Source organism: Pseudomonas phenolilytica (assembly GCF_021432765.1).
GTDB lineage: Bacteria > Pseudomonadota > Gammaproteobacteria > Pseudomonadales > Pseudomonadaceae > Stutzerimonas > Stutzerimonas phenolilytica.
Genome location: NZ_CP058908.1, coordinates 1,958,072 through 1,973,789, shown reverse-complemented (window position 1 = coordinate 1,973,789; position 15,718 = coordinate 1,958,072). Strand labels below are relative to the sequence as shown.

At 65.2% G+C, this 15,718-nt stretch carries 14 protein-coding genes; all 14 read right to left on the bottom strand.

Features of this window, described 5'->3' with window-relative positions; genetic code table 11:
• Positions 1–31: 31 nt before the first annotated feature.
• The 14 genes from ftsA to mraZ are packed head-to-tail and all read right to left on the bottom strand — an operon-like array spanning position 32 to position 15,505.
• The gene (gene ftsA / locus HU825_RS09475; RefSeq protein ID WP_009867941.1) at positions 32–1,279 is read right to left on the bottom strand and encodes a cell division protein FtsA; all 1,248 of its coding nucleotides are present in this window, start codon (positions 1,277–1,279) and stop codon (positions 32–34) included.
• A 12-nt stretch (positions 1,280–1,291) separates the two neighbouring features.
• A complete protein-coding gene (locus HU825_RS09470) occupies positions 1,292–2,149 on the bottom strand; it encodes a cell division protein FtsQ/DivIB (protein ID WP_043295840.1) in 858 nt (285 codons plus the stop codon).
• 1 nt (position 2,150) lies between these two features.
• The gene (locus tag HU825_RS09465; protein ID WP_043295839.1) at positions 2,151–3,095 is read right to left on the bottom strand and encodes a D-alanine--D-alanine ligase; all 945 of its coding nucleotides are present in this window, start codon (positions 3,093–3,095) and stop codon (positions 2,151–2,153) included.
• On the bottom strand, positions 3,092–4,552 hold the full coding sequence (gene murC / locus HU825_RS09460; RefSeq protein WP_077683665.1) for a UDP-N-acetylmuramate--L-alanine ligase: 1,461 nt from the start codon (positions 4,550–4,552) through the stop codon (positions 3,092–3,094). Before murC ends, HU825_RS09465 begins: the two co-directional genes overlap by 4 nt.
• Entirely contained in the window at positions 4,545–5,615 is a 1,071-nt protein-coding gene (gene murG / locus HU825_RS09455; protein ID WP_234301923.1) for an undecaprenyldiphospho-muramoylpentapeptide beta-N-acetylglucosaminyltransferase, read from the bottom strand. The genes murC and murG overlap by 8 nt, the downstream gene beginning before the upstream one ends.
• A complete protein-coding gene (ftsW, locus tag HU825_RS09450; protein ID WP_043295836.1) occupies positions 5,605–6,831 on the bottom strand; it encodes a putative lipid II flippase FtsW in 1,227 nt (408 codons plus the stop codon). The genes murG and ftsW overlap by 11 nt, the downstream gene beginning before the upstream one ends.
• The gene (murD, locus tag HU825_RS09445; RefSeq protein ID WP_234303386.1) at positions 6,831–8,120 is read right to left on the bottom strand and encodes a UDP-N-acetylmuramoyl-L-alanine--D-glutamate ligase; all 1,290 of its coding nucleotides are present in this window, start codon (positions 8,118–8,120) and stop codon (positions 6,831–6,833) included. Before murD ends, ftsW begins: the two co-directional genes overlap by 1 nt.
• 60 nt (positions 8,121–8,180) lie before the next feature.
• Entirely contained in the window at positions 8,181–9,263 is a 1,083-nt protein-coding gene (gene mraY / locus HU825_RS09440) for a phospho-N-acetylmuramoyl-pentapeptide-transferase (RefSeq protein WP_043295834.1), read from the bottom strand.
• Positions 9,263–10,636 carry a UDP-N-acetylmuramoyl-tripeptide--D-alanyl-D-alanine ligase gene (locus HU825_RS09435; RefSeq protein WP_234301922.1) on the bottom strand — a complete coding sequence of 458 codons (1,374 nt, stop codon included), beginning with the start codon at positions 10,634–10,636 and terminating at the stop codon, positions 9,263–9,265. The genes mraY and HU825_RS09435 overlap by 1 nt, the downstream gene beginning before the upstream one ends.
• Complete coding sequence (locus HU825_RS09430) at positions 10,629–12,095, bottom strand: UDP-N-acetylmuramoyl-L-alanyl-D-glutamate--2,6-diaminopimelate ligase (protein WP_234301921.1); 1,467 nt, start codon at positions 12,093–12,095, stop codon at positions 10,629–10,631. Before HU825_RS09430 ends, HU825_RS09435 begins: the two co-directional genes overlap by 8 nt.
• Complete coding sequence (locus HU825_RS09425; protein WP_043295832.1) at positions 12,095–13,822, bottom strand: peptidoglycan D,D-transpeptidase FtsI family protein; 1,728 nt, start codon at positions 13,820–13,822, stop codon at positions 12,095–12,097. Before HU825_RS09425 ends, HU825_RS09430 begins: the two co-directional genes overlap by 1 nt.
• Entirely contained in the window at positions 13,819–14,109 is a 291-nt protein-coding gene (ftsL, locus tag HU825_RS09420; RefSeq protein ID WP_043295831.1) for a cell division protein FtsL, read from the bottom strand. The genes HU825_RS09425 and ftsL overlap by 4 nt, the downstream gene beginning before the upstream one ends.
• Positions 14,106–15,053 (bottom strand): 16S rRNA (cytosine(1402)-N(4))-methyltransferase RsmH, encoded by a 948-nt coding sequence (gene rsmH, locus HU825_RS09415; protein ID WP_054093597.1) that lies wholly within the window; start codon positions 15,051–15,053, stop codon positions 14,106–14,108. The genes ftsL and rsmH overlap by 4 nt, the downstream gene beginning before the upstream one ends.
• Complete coding sequence (mraZ, locus tag HU825_RS09410; protein ID WP_009867961.1) at positions 15,050–15,505, bottom strand: division/cell wall cluster transcriptional repressor MraZ; 456 nt, start codon at positions 15,503–15,505, stop codon at positions 15,050–15,052. Before mraZ ends, rsmH begins: the two co-directional genes overlap by 4 nt.
• Between the last annotated feature and the right edge of the window lie 213 nt (positions 15,506–15,718).

Sequence of the window (15,718 nt, the reverse complement as noted above, 5' to 3'; positions counted from 1 at the left end):
AGCTTTCTAGTTTTGGGTTGCCGCGTACTGATTAGAAATTGCCCTGAATCCAGCCCTTGAGCCGATCCAGAACAGACGTTTTGGGTTCTTCGTTCAGGCTGCCGGTGCCACGCGGACCGACGCCATCGACCTGCTTCTGCACGCCGTACAGCAACAGGCCAACGCCAGTCGCATAGATCGGGTTGCGCACCACATCATTGAGCCCCTTGACCGTATGCGGGACGCCCAGGCGTACCGGCATGTGGAAGATTTCCTCGGCCAGTTCGACCGCGCCTTCCATCTTCGACGTACCCCCGGTAAGCACGATGCCGGCCGGTACCAGATCCTCGTAGCCACTGCGCCGTAGCTCGGCCTGGATCAGCGTGAACAGCTCGTCATAGCGTGGTTCGACCACTTCGGCCAGAGCCTGGCGCGACAACTCGCGCGGCGGGCGATCGCCGACGCTGGGCACCTTGATGGTTTCGCCGGCACCGGCCAGCTTGGCCAGCGCGCAGGCGTAGCGGATCTTGATTTCCTCGGCGTACTGCGTGGGGGTGCGCAGGGCCATCGCGATGTCGTTGGTGACCTGATCGCCGGCGATCGGAATTACCGCGGTGTGGCGAATCGCGCCTTCGGTAAAGATGCAGATGTCGGTGGTACCGCCGCCGATGTCGACCAGGCACACGCCCAGTTCCTTCTCGTCGTCGGTCAGCACCGCATGAGCGGAGGCCAGCTGTTCGAGGATGATGTCGTCCACTTCCAGGCCACAGCGACGCACGCATTTCTCGATGTTCTGCGCGGCGTTCACGGCACAGGTCACCACGTGCACCTTGGCCTCCAGGCGTACGCCGGACATGCCCAGCGGCTCGCGCACACCCTCCTGATTGTCGATCACGTAATCCTGCGGCAGCGTGTGCAGCACGCGCTGGTCGGCCGGGATTGCCACGGCCTGGGCGGCATCAAGCACCCGTTCCAGGTCGGCGGTGCTGACCTCACGGTCGCGAATCGCGACGATGCCGTGCGAATTAAGGCTGCGGATATGGTTGCCGGCGAGGCCGACGAACGCCGAGTGAATGCGGCAGCCAGCCATCAGCTGGGCTTCCTCGATGGCACGCTGGATCGACTGCACGGTCGACTCGATGTTCACCACCACGCCCTTCTTCAGGCCACGGGACGGGTGAGTACCGATACCGACGATTTCCAGATCGCCGTCGGCCGTGACCTCGCCCACCAGCGCGACCACCTTGGAGGTGCCGATATCGAGACCGACGATCATCTTGCCGCTTTGCACGCTAGACATGTGTTTCATTCCTCAATTCTTCGCCGCGACGGTCATGTCCGTCGCAGTCGGGATCGGTTCGCGCCAGGCGACGGCGAGGCCGTTGGCGTAACGCAGGTCGATCCTTGCAATTTTCTCGCTTTGCGCCTGCAACGCCTTTTGATAGATGGCATTGAAGCGACGCATTTTTTCCACCACGTGGTCCCGTCCCAGCAGCAGCTCGATGCCCTGGCTGGTGGTCAGGAACCAGCTGCCACGCTCGCGCAGTTCCAGGCTCGCGATGGAAAAGCCCAGCGGCCGCAGCATCTGGCTGAGCATCTGGTACTGCTGCATGACCCGTTGCTGAGCCCGCTTCGGACCATGCAATTGCGGCAAGTGTTCATAATGATTGAGGTTATTCGGTGCGAAGGCCTGCCCACGGTTGTTCAGCAGCGCTTCGTCGCCCCAGCGGGCAATCGGCAGCTGTTCCTCGAGATTCACCTGCACCTGGTCCGGCCACACACGGCGCACTTCCACATGGGCGATCCAAGGCATCTGCTCGAGATCGTGACGCATGCCGTTCAGATCAACCTTGAAAAAGCTCGCCTCGACGAACGGCGCAATACGCTGCTGCACCGCCTCGCGCGCCACGTAGCTCAGCTCACCCTGCACGCTGACCTTGGCGATCGGCCGGTCAGCGTAGGGCAGCAGGCGCTCACCCAGCTCGTACAGGCCGAAGGCCAGACCGACGAGCAGCAATGGCCAGACAGCGCGCTTGAGCCCCGTCAGATTCGGTCGCGGCAACCGTGCGGACAGCGGCTCGCGGGCCACCAGCCGGCTGGCCCCACGCGGCGCCGGCTTGCGCAGCGCACGGCCGCCTCCCGGTTGCGAGTGACGCAGCGTGGTGATCATCTCAGTTCTCCGCCCCGACGCTGTCGTCGAGAATGCTCAGCACCAGTTGCTGGAAGTCCAGACCCGCGGCCCGTGCCGCCATCGGCACCAGACTGTGGTCGGTCATCCCCGGTACGGTATTCACCTCCAGCAACCAGAAGTCGCCGTTGGCGTCCTGCATCACGTCGACCCGTGCCCAACCGCGTACGCCCACCGCTTCGCAGGCGCGAGCCGACAAGTCCTTGAGCTGCTGTTCACGCACCGGATCGAGCCCGCAGGGAATACGGTACTGGGTGTCGGAGGCCAGGTACTTGGCGTCGTAGTCGTAGAAGCTGTGCGGCGTGCCCAGGCCAATCGGCGGCAGTACTTCGCCGCGCAGCACTGCAATGGTGAACTCCGGGCCCTGGATCCACTGCTCGACCAGCACCTGCGAATCGAAGCGACTGGCCTCGCGCCAAGCGGCTATCAGCGCCTCGACGTCGTCCACCTTGGCCATGCCGATGCTCGACCCTTCGTGGGCCGGCTTGACCATCAGCGGGAACCCCAGCTCGACAGCCGCCGCGTGGCAGTCCTCGACACTGGCCAGCGCGGCGTGACGCGGAGTCGGCAGGCCAAGGCTCTGCCAGACCTGCTTGGTCCGCAGCTTGTCCATTGCCAGCGCCGACGCCAGGATGCCGCTGCCCGTGTAGGGGATGCCGGCGCACTCCAGCAGACCCTGCATGCTGCCGTCCTCGCCGCCACGTCCGTGCAGAACGATGAACGCCCGGTCGATACGCTCGCGATCAAGACGCTGCAGCAGATCGTCGCCGACATCGATGCCAAAGGCATCCACACCGGCTGCCTGCAGTGCCTGCAGCACGGCCGCGCCGGACTTCAGCGATACTTCGCGCTCGGCGCTCTTGCCGCCGAACAGCACGGCAACCCGGCCGAACGCCTGCGGGTCACGGGTCGAATGCAGGGCGCTCATGGTTGTTTCCTCGCGGTGCCTTTGGCATCGCCAAACAGGGGACTCTTGATCAGTTGCGGGGCTACGCCGCCGATATCGCCAGCCCCCTGGCAAAGCAGAATGTCGCCAGCGCGCAGCAGCGGCTTGATGATCGAGGCCAGGTCGGCGCCTCGCTCGACATAGATCGGATCGAGCTGGCCGCGCTGACGGATGCTGTGGCAGAGCTGGCGACTGTCGGCCCCCGGAATCGGCTCCTCGCCGGCCGGGTAGACCTCCATCAGCAACAGCACATTAGCGTCGGCCAGTACCTGCACGAAATCGTCGTAGAGATCGCGGGTGCGACTGAAGCGATGTGGCTGATAGACCATCACCAGTCGGCGCTCCGGCCAGCCGCCACGCACGGCCTTGATCACCGCAGCCACTTCGCGCGGATGGTGGCCGTAGTCGTCCACCAGCATCACGCTGCCGCCCTCAACCGGCAGCTGACCGTAGACCTGAAAGCGCCGCCCCACGCCCGCGAATTGCGACAGCCCCTGAACGATGGCCTCGTCATCGATGCCTTCGTCGGTGGCAATGGCGATGGTCGCCAGCGCGTTGAGCACGTTATGGGTACCGGGCATGTTCACCGTCACGTCCAGCGGTTCGCAGCCGGCGCGCAGCACGGTGAAATGGGTGCGCATGCCTTCCTGGCGAATATTGATGGCGCGCACGTCGGCGTCTTCGCTAATGCCGTAGGTGGTGGTCGGCCGGCCGATCTGCGGCAGGATTTCTCGCACCACCGGGTCGTCCACGCAGAGCACGGCCAGCCCGTAGAACGGCAGGTTGTGCAGGAATTCGATGAAGGTTTTCTTCAGCTTGCCGAAGTCGCCGCCGTAGGTGCTCATGTGATCGGCGTCGATATTGGTGACCACCGCCACCATCGGCTGCAGATGCAGGAAGCTGGCGTCGCTTTCGTCCGCCTCGGCGATCAGGTAGCGGCTGCCGCCGAGCTGGGCGTTGGTGCCCGCCGCGGTCAGCCGGCCACCGATGACAAAGGTCGGATCCAGGCCGCCGGCGGCGAACACCGAAGCCAGCAGGCTGGTGGTGGTGGTCTTGCCGTGGGTACCGGCCACCGCGATGCCGTGGCGGTAGCGCATCAGCTCGGCGAGCATTTCCGCGCGCGGCACCACCGGGATACGCTGTTCCAGTGCCAGTGCGACCTCGGGATTGCTGGCATTGATGGCGCTGGACACCACCAGCACGTCGGCACCGGCGACGTTACCGGCCTGATGGCCGATGAAGATATGCGCGCCGAAACTCTGCAGGCGCTCGGTGCTGGCCGATTCCCTCAGATCCGAACCGGAAACCTCGTAGCCCAGGTTCAGCAGCACCTCGGCGATGCCGCACATGCCCACGCCGCCGATGCCGACGAAATGGATGCGGCGAATGCGCCGCATGCGCCGGACTTCAGCCTTTACCGCAGCCGGGGACTTAGCCATTGGCCACCTCCAGGCAGATATCGACGACGCGCCGCGTCGCATCGGGTCGCGCCAGCCGGCGAGCGGTGGCGCCCATGACCTTGAGTTTTTCCGGGTGCATCAGTACCTCTTCAAGCTGCGCGGCGAGGACGGCAGCATCGGTCTTGGCTTGCGGCAGAAGGACGGCCGCGCCCTCCTTCGCCAGATATTCGGCATTGCGCGTCTGGTGGTCATCGATCGCGTGCGGCAGCGGCACCAGAAACGACGGCAGACCCGCGGCGGCCAGCTCGCAGACGGTCAGCGCGCCAGCGCGGCAGATCACCAGATCGGCCCAGGCATAGGCGCGCGCCATATCCTTGATGAACGGCGCCACGTCGGCGGCGACGCCAGCTTCGGCGTAACGCTCGGTTGTGATGTCAGCGTGCTGCTTACCGGCCTGGTGGAACACCTCGGGACGCAGCTCGCCCGGCACACGCGCCAGCGCAGCAGGTAGCAGCTTGTTGAGCGGCTCGGCGCCCAGGCTGCCGCCGAGCACCAGCAGGCGCGGACGGCGGTTGACCAGGGCGTCGCGCGGCGTTTCGAGAAACAGCTCCTCGCGTACCGGATTGCCGGTGGTGCGACGCTTGTCGCTGGCCTTGAACGTATCCGGGAACGCCTCGCAGACACGGCGCGACAGCGGCACCAGACTGCGATTGGCAGTGCCGGCGACGGCGTTCTGCTCGTGAATGATCAGCGGCACGCCAGCGAGCCAGGCCGCCAGACCGCCCGGACCGGTGACATAGCCGCCCATCCCCAGCACGCAGACCGGTTGCAGCTCGCGCACAATGCGACGCGCCTGCAACAGCGAGCGAATCAGCTGCAGCGGTGCCTTGATCAGTGAAGCGATGCCCTTGCCGCGCAATCCGCTGACTTGGATCAGATGCAGTGGCAGACCGGCGGCCGGTACCAACTCGTTCTCGATACCACGCGGCGTACCCAGCCAGTGCACCGCGTAGCCGCGAGCCTGGAATTCGCGGGCGCAGGCCAGCGCCGGAAACACGTGGCCGCCGGTCCCGCCGGCCATGATCAGTACGTTAGCGGCCACGGACGACCTCCTTGGCGGCTGGCGCCTCCTCGAAGTCGGCTTCGCTGAACTCGACATCCTCGCTGCCGAGCACCGTGCGGCTTTCCCACTCGATACGCAGTAGCAACGCCATGCTCGCGCAGGTCACCACCAGCGAGCTGCCGCCATAACTGAGAAACGGCAGCGTGAGTCCCTTGGTCGGCAGCAGGCCAATGTTCACCCCGACATTGATGAGGAATTGCCCCAGCCAGAGGAATGCCATGCCCCAGGCGACGTAGGCGGCAAAGAACTGGCGCGCCTTCTCGGCCTGCAAGCCGATGTACAACGCGCGCACGCCGACGAAGGCAAAGAGCAGGATGGTCAGCAACGCGCCGACCATGCCCAGCTCCTCGGCCAGCACGGAGAACACGAAGTCGGTGTGCGCCTCGGGCAGGTAGAACTGCTTCTGCACACTGTTGCCCAGCCCGACGCCGAACCATTCGCCGCGACCGAAGGCGATCAGCGCCTGGGTCAGCTGGTAGCCGGCGCCGTACTGGTCGGCCCACGGATCGGTGAAGGTAATCAGGCGCTGCAGGCGATATTCCTGCGTCTGCACCAGCACGAACACCGCACCAACCGCCGCGGCAACCAGCAGACTGAAGCGGATCAGGCCGACGCCCCCGAGGAACAGCATGGCCACCGCCGAGCCCATCATCACCACGGTGGCGCCGAAGTCCGGCTCCATCAGCAGCAGGAAGGCCATCGGCAGCAGCACCAAGAACGGCTTGGCGAAGCCCCAGAAACTCTCGCGCACCTCTTCCTGGCGGCGTACCAGATAACCGGCGAGATAGATCACCACGAACACCTTGGCCAGCTCGGACGGCTGCACGTTGAATGCGCCGAAGCCGATCCAGCGCATCGAACCGTTCACTTCGCGACCGATACCGGGGATCAGCACCAGGATCAGCAGACCGAAGGCCGCCAGCAGCAGCATCCAGTCCAGCCGCTGCCAGGTCGAAACCGGCACCAGCAGCATCAGGCCGGCGGCGCCCAGGCCGAGCACCACGTACACCATGTGGCGAGTCATGTGATACAGCGCGTTGCCCGAATTCACCGCCGCCACTTCAGACGAGGCCGAGGTGATCATCACCAGCCCAAGGCCGAGCAGCGCCAAGCAGCCAGCCAGCATCGGGAAGTCCAGATCCAGGCCGCGAGGACCGAACAGCGGTGAAGGCGCACCACGCAGGAAGGCCAACATCAGGCGAGCGCCTCCACCGCAGCGGCGAACAGGCGGCCGCGCTCCTCGAAGTTCTTGAACATGTCCAGGCTGGCGCAGGCCGGCGATAGCAGCACCGCATCGCCGGTCGTGGCGCAGGTCGCCGCCTGCTGTACGGCCTCTTCCAGCGTGCGCACGCGCAGCAGCGGCGCGGCGCCGTCCAGCGCGGCGGCCAGCACGTCGGCATCGCGTCCGAGCAGAACGACAGCGCGACAGTAGCGCGCCACCGGTGCATGCAGGGCGGAAAAATCCGCGCCCTTGCCGTCGCCACCGGCAATCAGTACCAGCTTGCCGGGGATATCCGCACCCAGCCCGTCGATAGCTGCCAGCGCAGCGCCAACATTGGTGGCCTTGGAGTCATCGTAGAACGCCACGCCGCCGCGCTCACCGACCCACTGGCAGCGATGCGCCAGACCGGCGAACGAACGCAGCGTCTGCAGCATCGCGTCGAACGGCAGACCAACCGCATGCCCCAGCGCCAGCGCCGCCAGCGCATTGGCTTGGTTGTGCGCGCCGCGAATCTTCAGCTCGCCGACCGGCATCAGCGTCTCGAACTGGAACGCCAGATACTTCTCGCCACCCTCCTCGAGCAGGCCGAAGCCCTTGAAATCCGGCTTGCCGAGGCCGAACGACCAGACCGGCACATCCTCGCCGATCAGCGGGCGGCTCAGACGATCGTCACGGTTGATCACCACCTGCCGGGCACCGCGAAAAATGCGGTGTTTGGCCTGGTGGTAGGCCGGCAGCCCGCTGTAGCGATCCATATGGTCTTCGCTGACGTTCAGGCAGGTGGCGACCTCGGCGTTCAGCTGGTCGGTGGTTTCGAGCTGGAAACTGGACAGCTCCAGCACGTACAGCTCGACCTCATCATTCAGCAGATCGAGCGCTGGCGTGCCAAGGTTGCCGCCCACGGCGACCTTGCGGCCGGCCGCGACCGCCATCTCGCCGACCAGCGTGGTCACGGTGCTCTTGGCATTGGAGCCGGTGATGGCGACGATCGGCGCTTTCGCTTCCCTGGCAAACAGGTCGATATCGCCGGAGAGCTTCACGCCGCGCGCGGCAGCCGCCTGCAACGCCGGGGTGGCGATGGCCAGGCCGGGGCTGACCAGCAGTTCGCTGGCGCGACAGACGAATTCGACGTCCAGCTCGCCGCAGCGCACTTCCACGCCGGGGTACTGTGCCTTGAGCGTGGCCAGCTCCGGCGGATTCGCGCGCGTGTCGGCGACCGCGAACGGCAGACCACGGCGCGCCAGATGGCGAACCACGGACATGCCGCTCTTGCCGAGGCCGACAACGATGCGGAACTGGTCGGAAGCGATCAGCACTCTCTATTACCTCAGTTTCAATGTGGCCAGGCCGACGAGCACCAGGATCACCGTGATGATCCAGAAGCGCACGATCACTCGGGGTTCGGGCCAGCCCTTGAGTTCGAAATGGTGGTGGATCGGCGCCATACGGAACACGCGCTTGCCGGTCAGCTTGAAGCTGGCGACCTGAATCATCACCGACAGGGTTTCCATCACGAACACACCGCCCATGATGAACAGCACCACTTCCTGGCGGACGATGACGGCGATGGTGCCCAGCGCGGCACCAAGCGCTAGCGCACCAACGTCCCCCATGAAGACCTGGGCCGGATAGGTGTTGAACCAGAGGAAGCCCAGGCCGGCGCCGGTCAGCGCACCGCAGAACACGATCAGCTCACCCGCACCCGGCACATAGGGGATCAGCAGGTACTCGGCGAAATTCATGTTGCCCGACAGGTAGCAGAAGATGCCCAGACCGCCACCGACCATCACCGTCGGCATGATCGCCAGGCCATCGAGGCCGTCGGTGAGGTTCACCGCGTTGCTCGCGCCGACGATCACGAAGTAGGTCAGCACGATGAAGCCGATGCCCAGCGGAATCTCGATGTTCTTCAACAGCGGCAGGATCAGCGTGGTTTCCACCGGCGTCTGCGCGGTCGTATAGAGGAAGACCGCGGCACCGAGGCCGAACACCGATTGCCAGAAATACTTCCAGCGGCTCGGCAGGCCACGCGAGTTCTTCTCGATCACCTTGCGGTAGTCATCGACCCAGCCGATGGCTCCGAACAGCAGGGTTACCGCCAGCACAACCCAGACGTAGCGATTGGACAGATCAGCCCAGAGCAACGTGCTGATGGCGATGGCGCTGAGAATCAGCGCCCCGCCCATCGTCGGCGTACCGGACTTCGACAGGTGCGACTGCGGGCCATCGGTCCGCACCGCCTGGCCGATCTGGCGCAGCTGCAGGGTGCGGATCAGCCAGGGGCCCATCCACAGCGACAGTACCAGTGCGGTAAGCACACCAAGAATCCCGCGCAGGGTCAGGTACTGGAAGACCGCGAAGCCCTTGTGGAACTGTTGCAGGTACTCGGCGAGCAGCAGCAGCATCAATGTTTCTCCATGACGACATCGCTCAGGGCGGCGACAACCTTGTCCATCGCCGCACTGCGCGAGCCCTTGACCAGAATGGTGGTGTTGCCCTGCTCGCTACGCAGCGTTTCGATCAGGCTTGCCTGATCGGCGAAATGCCGGGCTCCGGCGCCGAATGCCGTTACCGCATGCGCCATCAGCGGACCGACCGCGTAGAGCACATCGACCTTGCCGCGTGCATAGGCACCCACGTCGCGGTGCGCCGTTTCGGCCCATTCACCCAGCTCACCCATGTCGCCGAGGACGAGGACGGTGCGCCCGGCGAAACCACTGAGAACGTCGATCGCCGCGCAGATGGAAGCCGGGTTGGCGTTGTAACTGTCGTCGATCAGGCGCATGCCGCTGCCGAGCATCTGCGCGACGCCGCGCCCTTTGACCGGCTGCAGGTTCTGCAACCCATCGACGATGGCCTGCGGTGCGACACCCAGCGCATGCGCCGCGGCGGCGGCAGCCAGGGCATTGGCGACGCTATGGCGTCCCAGCAGGTTGAGCTGGACATGTGCGGTGCCGCGCGGGCCGTTCAGAACGAAGTTGGCGCAACCGCGGATATCGAAGGCAATCGACTCGGCATGGAAATCCGCCAGCGGGCTCTGCAGACCGAAGCTGACGATGCGCTTGCCGGCGGCACGTGCAGCCCATAGTGAATACGCCTTGTCGTCACGATTGAGCACAGCGATACCGTCCGCCGGCAGGCCGTCGAGAATCTCACCCTTGGCCTCGACGATTTTTTCCGGTCCGCCGAACTCACCGACGTGGGCGGTACCGGCGTTGGTGATCACGCTGACCTGCGGGCGCACCAGCGCGACGGTGTAGGCAATTTCGCCGAGACGGGAGGCACCCAGTTCGATGACCGCGGCACGATGCCGGGAACCCAGCTCCAGCAGCGTCAGCGGCGCGCCGAGGTCGTTGTTCAGGTTGCCGCGGGTGGCCAGCACGCCGTCTTCGCCGTAGGCGGCACGCAGGATGCTGGCGAGCATTTCCTTGACGCTGGTCTTGCCGCTGGAGCCGGTGATCGCCGCCACCGGGCCATCGAAGCCGTCGCGGTTCAGCGCGCCGAGCCGCCCAAGTGCCAGACGGGTATCTGCCACCACCAGCTGCGGCAGCGCCACGTCCGGCATCTCGCGCTCCACCAGTGCCGCGACTGCGCCCTTGGCCGCCACCTCGGCGAGATAGGCATGGCCGTCGAAGCGCGCACCGCTGAGGGCGACGAACAGCTGCCCCGGTTCGATGGCGCGGCTGTCGGTGCTGACCGCAGTAAAGACAGCATCAGAGCCGACCAGCCGGCCAGCGAGTGGGAGCGTCAGCGCGCTCAGGCGCATGGCATCACGCATCATGCTTCCCCCAGGCGGTCAGGGCCTTGCGAGCCTCATCCAGGTCGGAGAACGGCTGACGCACGCCGCAGATCTCCTGATAGTCCTCGTGCCCCTTTCCGGCTAGCACCACCACATCCTCCGGCTGCGCGGCGGCAATCGCCGCGGCGATCGCGGCTCCACGTCCCGGGCGGAATTGAACCCGCTCCGGCTGGGCGAAGCCCTGGCGAATGTCTTCGAGAATCTGGTCGGCCGGCTCGTTGCGCGGATTGTCGTCGGTCGCCACCACCCGATCGGCCAGCCGTTCGGCGACCTGCGCCATCAGCGCACGCTTACCGCGGTCGCGCTCGCCCCCGCAGCCGAACAGGCAAACCAGATGTCCGCGCGCATGTGGACGCAATGCGGTGAGCACCTTTTCGAGCGCATCGGGCGTATGGGCGTAATCGACCACCACCAGCGGCAGGTCGCCGCCGCCCAGACGCTGCATGCGACCGGCCGGACCGTGCAGTTCCGGCAGCACGGCGAGAATTTCATCCAGCGGCCAGTCCATGCCTAACAGCGCGCCGACGGCTGCCAGCACGTTGCTGACATTGAAGCGCCCCAGCAGCGGGCTGCGCAGCGAGCGCTCGCCCTGCGGCGTGATCAGTCGCGCATGAATGCCGTCGTCGTCCAGCTGCGGATCCGGGCAATACAGATCGGCCGAGGCGTCCTCCAGGCTGTAGGTGATCAGGCGCGACTCTTGCGGCTGCGCAGCCAGTCGACGGCCGAAGGCGTCGTCCAGGTTGATCACACGACAGCGCAGACCCGGCATGTCGAACAGACGCGCCTTGGCCGCCGCGTAGGCTTCCATGCTGCCGTGGTAATCCAGATGGTCACGCGACAGGTTGGTGAAGACCGCCACGTCGAACGCCAGCGCGGCCACGCGGCCCTGCTCCAGCCCGTGCGAGGAGACCTCCATCGCCACGGCGCGCGCGTCGTGCTGCTTCAGGCTGGCCAGCGTCGCCTGCACGCCGATGGCGTCCGGCGTGGTGTGGTAGCCCTGCTCCAGCTCCCCATGAAAGCCGTGGCCCAGCGTACCGATGATGCCGCAGCGCTCGCCGAGACGATCCAGCGCCTGCGCGATCAGTTGGCTGACACTGGTTTTGCCGTTGGTGCCGGTCACCCCGAGCAGATGCAGGCTGCGGCTCGGCTCGCCGTAGAAGCGGCCGGCGATTGCCGACAGCTGGCTGGCGAGCTGGCGAACCGGCACCAGCACCGCATCAGTGCCGGCAGGCTGCAGCGCAGCGCCTTCGGATTCATAGGCAACGGCCGCGGCGCCACGTGCAATGGCGTCGGCGATATGGCTGCGACCGTCGTGCTGCAGACCGGGAACGGCGAGAAACAGGTCGCCCGGGAGCACCTTCCGGCTATCGAGGGTCAGCTCGCGGATCAGCACGGAACTGTCGGCCTGGGGCAGCAGTTGGTTCAATGGCATCGGCATCAGCCACGCCCTCCCTTGCTCGTGGTGGCCTCGGCGGTCTGGACCGGCGCCGGCGGTGGCAGATTGTCCGGAGCCACGTTCATCAGCCGCAGCGCCCGCGCCATCACCTTGCCGAACACCGGCGCGGCCACCAGGCCGCCGTAGTACTGCCCCTTGCTCGGCTCGTCGACCACCACCACGGCGGCGATGCGCGGGTTGGACAGCGGCGCGACGCCGGCGAAGAACGAACGGTAGGCGTCCTTGGTGTAGCCGCCGGTACCGGAGATCTTCTTCGCGGTGCCACTCTTGCCACCGACGTGGTAACCCGGCACCTGCGCGCGCGCACCGCCACCGCCTTCTTCCTCGACGACGGCCTGCAGCATCTGCAGCACCGTGCTGGAAATCTGCTTGTCGATGACCTGCACGCCTTCCTGCGTACGGTCCAGACGCAGCAGCGACAGCGGCACGTTGACGCCTTCGTTGCCGAGCACGGCATAGGCATGCGCGAGCTGCACCGCAGTCACGGAAAGGCCGTAGCCGTAGGCCAGCGAGGCGGTTTCGGCATCGCGCCACTTGCGATGATTGGGCAGATTGCCGACGCGCTCGCCAGGAAAGCCCAGACCGGTGTCCTGGCCGAAACCGGCCTGTTGCATCACCGTGTAGACCGGTTCGGCACCGATATCCAGGGCGATCTTGCTGATGCCGACGTTGCTCGACTTCATCAAGATGCCGGTCAGCGTGAGCATGCCGCCACGCGAGACGTCGCGAATGGTGTAGCGACCGATGCGCATCCAGCCCGGCAAGGTATTGACCACCGAATCGGGCTGGTATTTGCCGGTTCCCAGAGCAGCGGCGATGCTGAACGGCTTGACAGTCGAGCCAGGCTCGAACACATCGATCATCGCGCGGTTGCGCATCGCTGCTGGCTGCAGGTTGCGGCGGTTGTTGGGGTTGTAGGTCGGCTGGTTGGCCATCGCGAGGATTTCGCCGGTCTCGACGTCAACCATCACCAGACTGGCGGCTTTTGCGCCGTACTCCTGCACGACATTGCGCAGCTCGCTGTGAGCCAGATATTGCAGACGTAGATCGATTGAAAGGGCCATTGGCTTGCCCGGCTTGGCGTTCTGGACGACCTGCACATCCTTGATCAGGCGCCCGCGACGGTCCTTGAGCACCTGCCGCTTGCCCGGCACACCCGCCAGCCACTCGTCGTAGGCCAGCTCCATGCCCTCGCGGCCGCGATCGTCGATATCGGTGAAACCCACCAGATGAGCAGTCACTTCGCCAGCCGGATAAAAGCGGCGGAACTCTTCCTGCGCATAAACGCCGGGAATCTTCAGGTCGAGCACGGCCTGGCCCTGTTCGGGCGTCAGGCCGCGTACCAGGTAGGTGAATTCGCGCGTTGCCAGCTGCTGCAGACGCTCGCTCAATGCGGCGGGATCCTGCCGCAGCGCAGCGGCCAGTTCCGGCCAACGCGCGCGCGCGGCCTGGAGCTCCTTGGGATTGCCCCACAGAGTCGTGACAGGGGTACTGACGGCCAGCGGCTCGCCGTTGCGGTCGGTGATCAGCCCTCGATGCGCCGGAATAGGAATATGCCGCACGCTGCGCGCATCACCCTGCCCCTGCAGGAAAGCCTGATCCATCACCTGCAGATCGACGATACGCCAGGCGATCACGCCGACCAGCAGCGCAAGCAGGGCCAGAACGATACGAAACCGCCAGGGATACAGCGCGCCGTCGAGTTTCATGGCGCCACCAACTGCACATCCGCCGCCGCGGGGATGTGCATCTTCAATTGCTCGGTAGCGAGCGCCTCGATACGGCTGTGAGCGGTCCAGGTGCTCTGCTCTAGAATCAGCCTTCCCCACTCGGCCTGCGCCTTATCGCGCACACTCAACTCGGCATACATCTCGTTGAGCAACTGACGATTCCAGTGTGCACTGTAGGCAACCGCAATCGCAGACAGCAGCACGCAGACGAACAGCACCAGCATGAGCAGGCTGCCACGCGGCATCGCGGAAAGCCGGCGACTCATCGCACTTTCTCCGCGACGCGCATGACGGCGCTGCGCGAACGGGGATTCGCGCGGACTTCGGTTTCGGAGGCAAACTGCGCCTTGCCGATCAACTTCAAGCGCGGTTCGAATGGCTTCGGCATGACCGGCAGGCCACGCGGCAACTGGTCCGCCTCACCCTTGGCGTGACGCCGCATGAACTGCTTGACGATGCGATCTTCCAGCGAATGGAAGCTGATCACCACCAGCCGACCACCGACCTCGAGCGCTTCGAGGGCAGCGTCCAAACCAGTCTCAAGGTCACCCAGCTCGTTGTTGATATAGATGCGCAGGCCCTGAAACGCACGAGTCGCCGGATTCTTGCCTTTCTCCCAGGCGGGATTGGCGTCGGTCAGGACCTTGGCCAGGTCAGCCGTGCGCTCGAACGGCTTTTCCGCGCGCCGCTGTACCACAGCACGCGCCATGCGCCTGGCGAAGCGCTCTTCGCCGTAATCCTTGAAGACCCGGGCAATGTCTTCTTCGCTTGCCTGACCGATCCACTCGGCCGCGCTGACGCCGCGCGACGGGTCCATGCGCATGTCCAACGGGCCGTCGTTGAGGAAACTGAAACCGCGCTCCGGATCGTCCAGCTGCGGAGAGGAAACCCCCAAATCCAGCAGGATACCGCTCAGCGTACCGGTCCAGCCGCGTTGCGCCACTTCGTCACCGAGCTCCGCAAAGCTTCGCTGCACAACGACAAAGCGGCCGTCTTCGGCCGCCAGTGCTTGCCCCGTAGCGATCGCTAGCGGGTCCTTGTCGAACCCCAGTAACCGCCCCTCCGAGCCAAGCTGTTCGAGCAGTAGCCGGCTGTGCCCACCGCGCCCGAACGTACCGTCCAGATAGCGACCGTCTGGCCGCACGGCCAGCGCCGCGACGGCTTCGTCGAGCAACACGGTGATATGTCGCAGCTCGCTGATCTGGCTCACAGAATTAGGTCACGTAGTTCTTCCGGCAGACCGCCGGGTTGTTTGATGGCCGCCAGATCCGCGTCAGAAATCGCGTTCCAGTCGTCCTCGTTCCACAGTTGAAACTTGTTCAGCTGCCCAACCAGCATCGCGTGCTTGTCGAGCCGGGCGTACTCGCGCAGGCGCGGCGGCACCAGCACGCGACCGCTGCCGTCCATCTCCACGTCCACAGCGTTACCGATGAGCAGACGTTGCAGCCGGCGGGTCTCTTCGCGCAGCGAGGGCAGCTCACGCAGCTTCGCCTCGATCAGCTCCCATTCGGGCAAGGGATAGATGCACAGACAGCGGTCAACCGCGTCGATCGTGACGATCAACTGGCCTTCGCCACGCGAATTCAGCTCGTCACGATACCGACTGGGCATAACCAGCCGGCCTTTGGCGTCGAGACTGATGGCGTTGGCTCCGCGAAACACGGCTGCGCTTCCCCTGAATTAGCTATCCATGCCCAAATAAACCACTTCGTGCCACTTTCTACCACTTGGGCGCACTATAGAAATGCCCGCCCCCCACCGTCAAGGCGAGCCCGACGGGAAAAACCTTTATGGCGCGGTTATTTAGCGTCGCTAAGCGGGACAGACGGAATAAAAGGACGGATTCTGAAAATCAAAGACGAGATGGCGGAAGGA

Bases quoted from the DNA above. Each gene is read 5' to 3' on its own strand.
- murD (WP_234303386.1), bottom strand. From the start codon at position 8,120: ATGTCCGTGGTTCGCCATCTGGCGCGCCGTGGTCTGCCGTTCGCGGTC.
- HU825_RS09470 (WP_043295840.1), bottom strand. From the start codon at position 2,149: ATGATCACCACGCTGCGTCACTCGCAACCGGGAGGCGGCCGTGCGCTG.
- ftsW (WP_043295836.1), bottom strand. From the start codon at position 6,831: ATGTTGGCCTTCCTGCGTGGTGCGCCTTCACCGCTGTTCGGTCCTCGC.
- HU825_RS09425 (WP_043295832.1), bottom strand. From the start codon at position 13,822: ATGAAACTCGACGGCGCGCTGTATCCCTGGCGGTTTCGTATCGTTCTG.
- ftsA (WP_009867941.1), bottom strand. From the start codon at position 1,279: ATGTCTAGCGTGCAAAGCGGCAAGATGATCGTCGGTCTCGATATCGGC.
- HU825_RS09430 (WP_234301921.1), bottom strand. From the start codon at position 12,095: ATGCCGATGCCATTGAACCAACTGCTGCCCCAGGCCGACAGTTCCGTG.
- mraY (WP_043295834.1), bottom strand. From the start codon at position 9,263: ATGCTGCTGCTGCTCGCCGAGTACCTGCAACAGTTCCACAAGGGCTTC.
- HU825_RS09435 (WP_234301922.1), bottom strand. From the start codon at position 10,636: ATGCGTGATGCCATGCGCCTGAGCGCGCTGACGCTCCCACTCGCTGGC.
- murC (WP_077683665.1), bottom strand. From the start codon at position 4,552: ATGGCTAAGTCCCCGGCTGCGGTAAAGGCTGAAGTCCGGCGCATGCGG.
- ftsL (WP_043295831.1), bottom strand. From the start codon at position 14,109: ATGAGTCGCCGGCTTTCCGCGATGCCGCGTGGCAGCCTGCTCATGCTG.
- HU825_RS09465 (WP_043295839.1), bottom strand. From the start codon at position 3,095: ATGAGCGCCCTGCATTCGACCCGTGACCCGCAGGCGTTCGGCCGGGTT.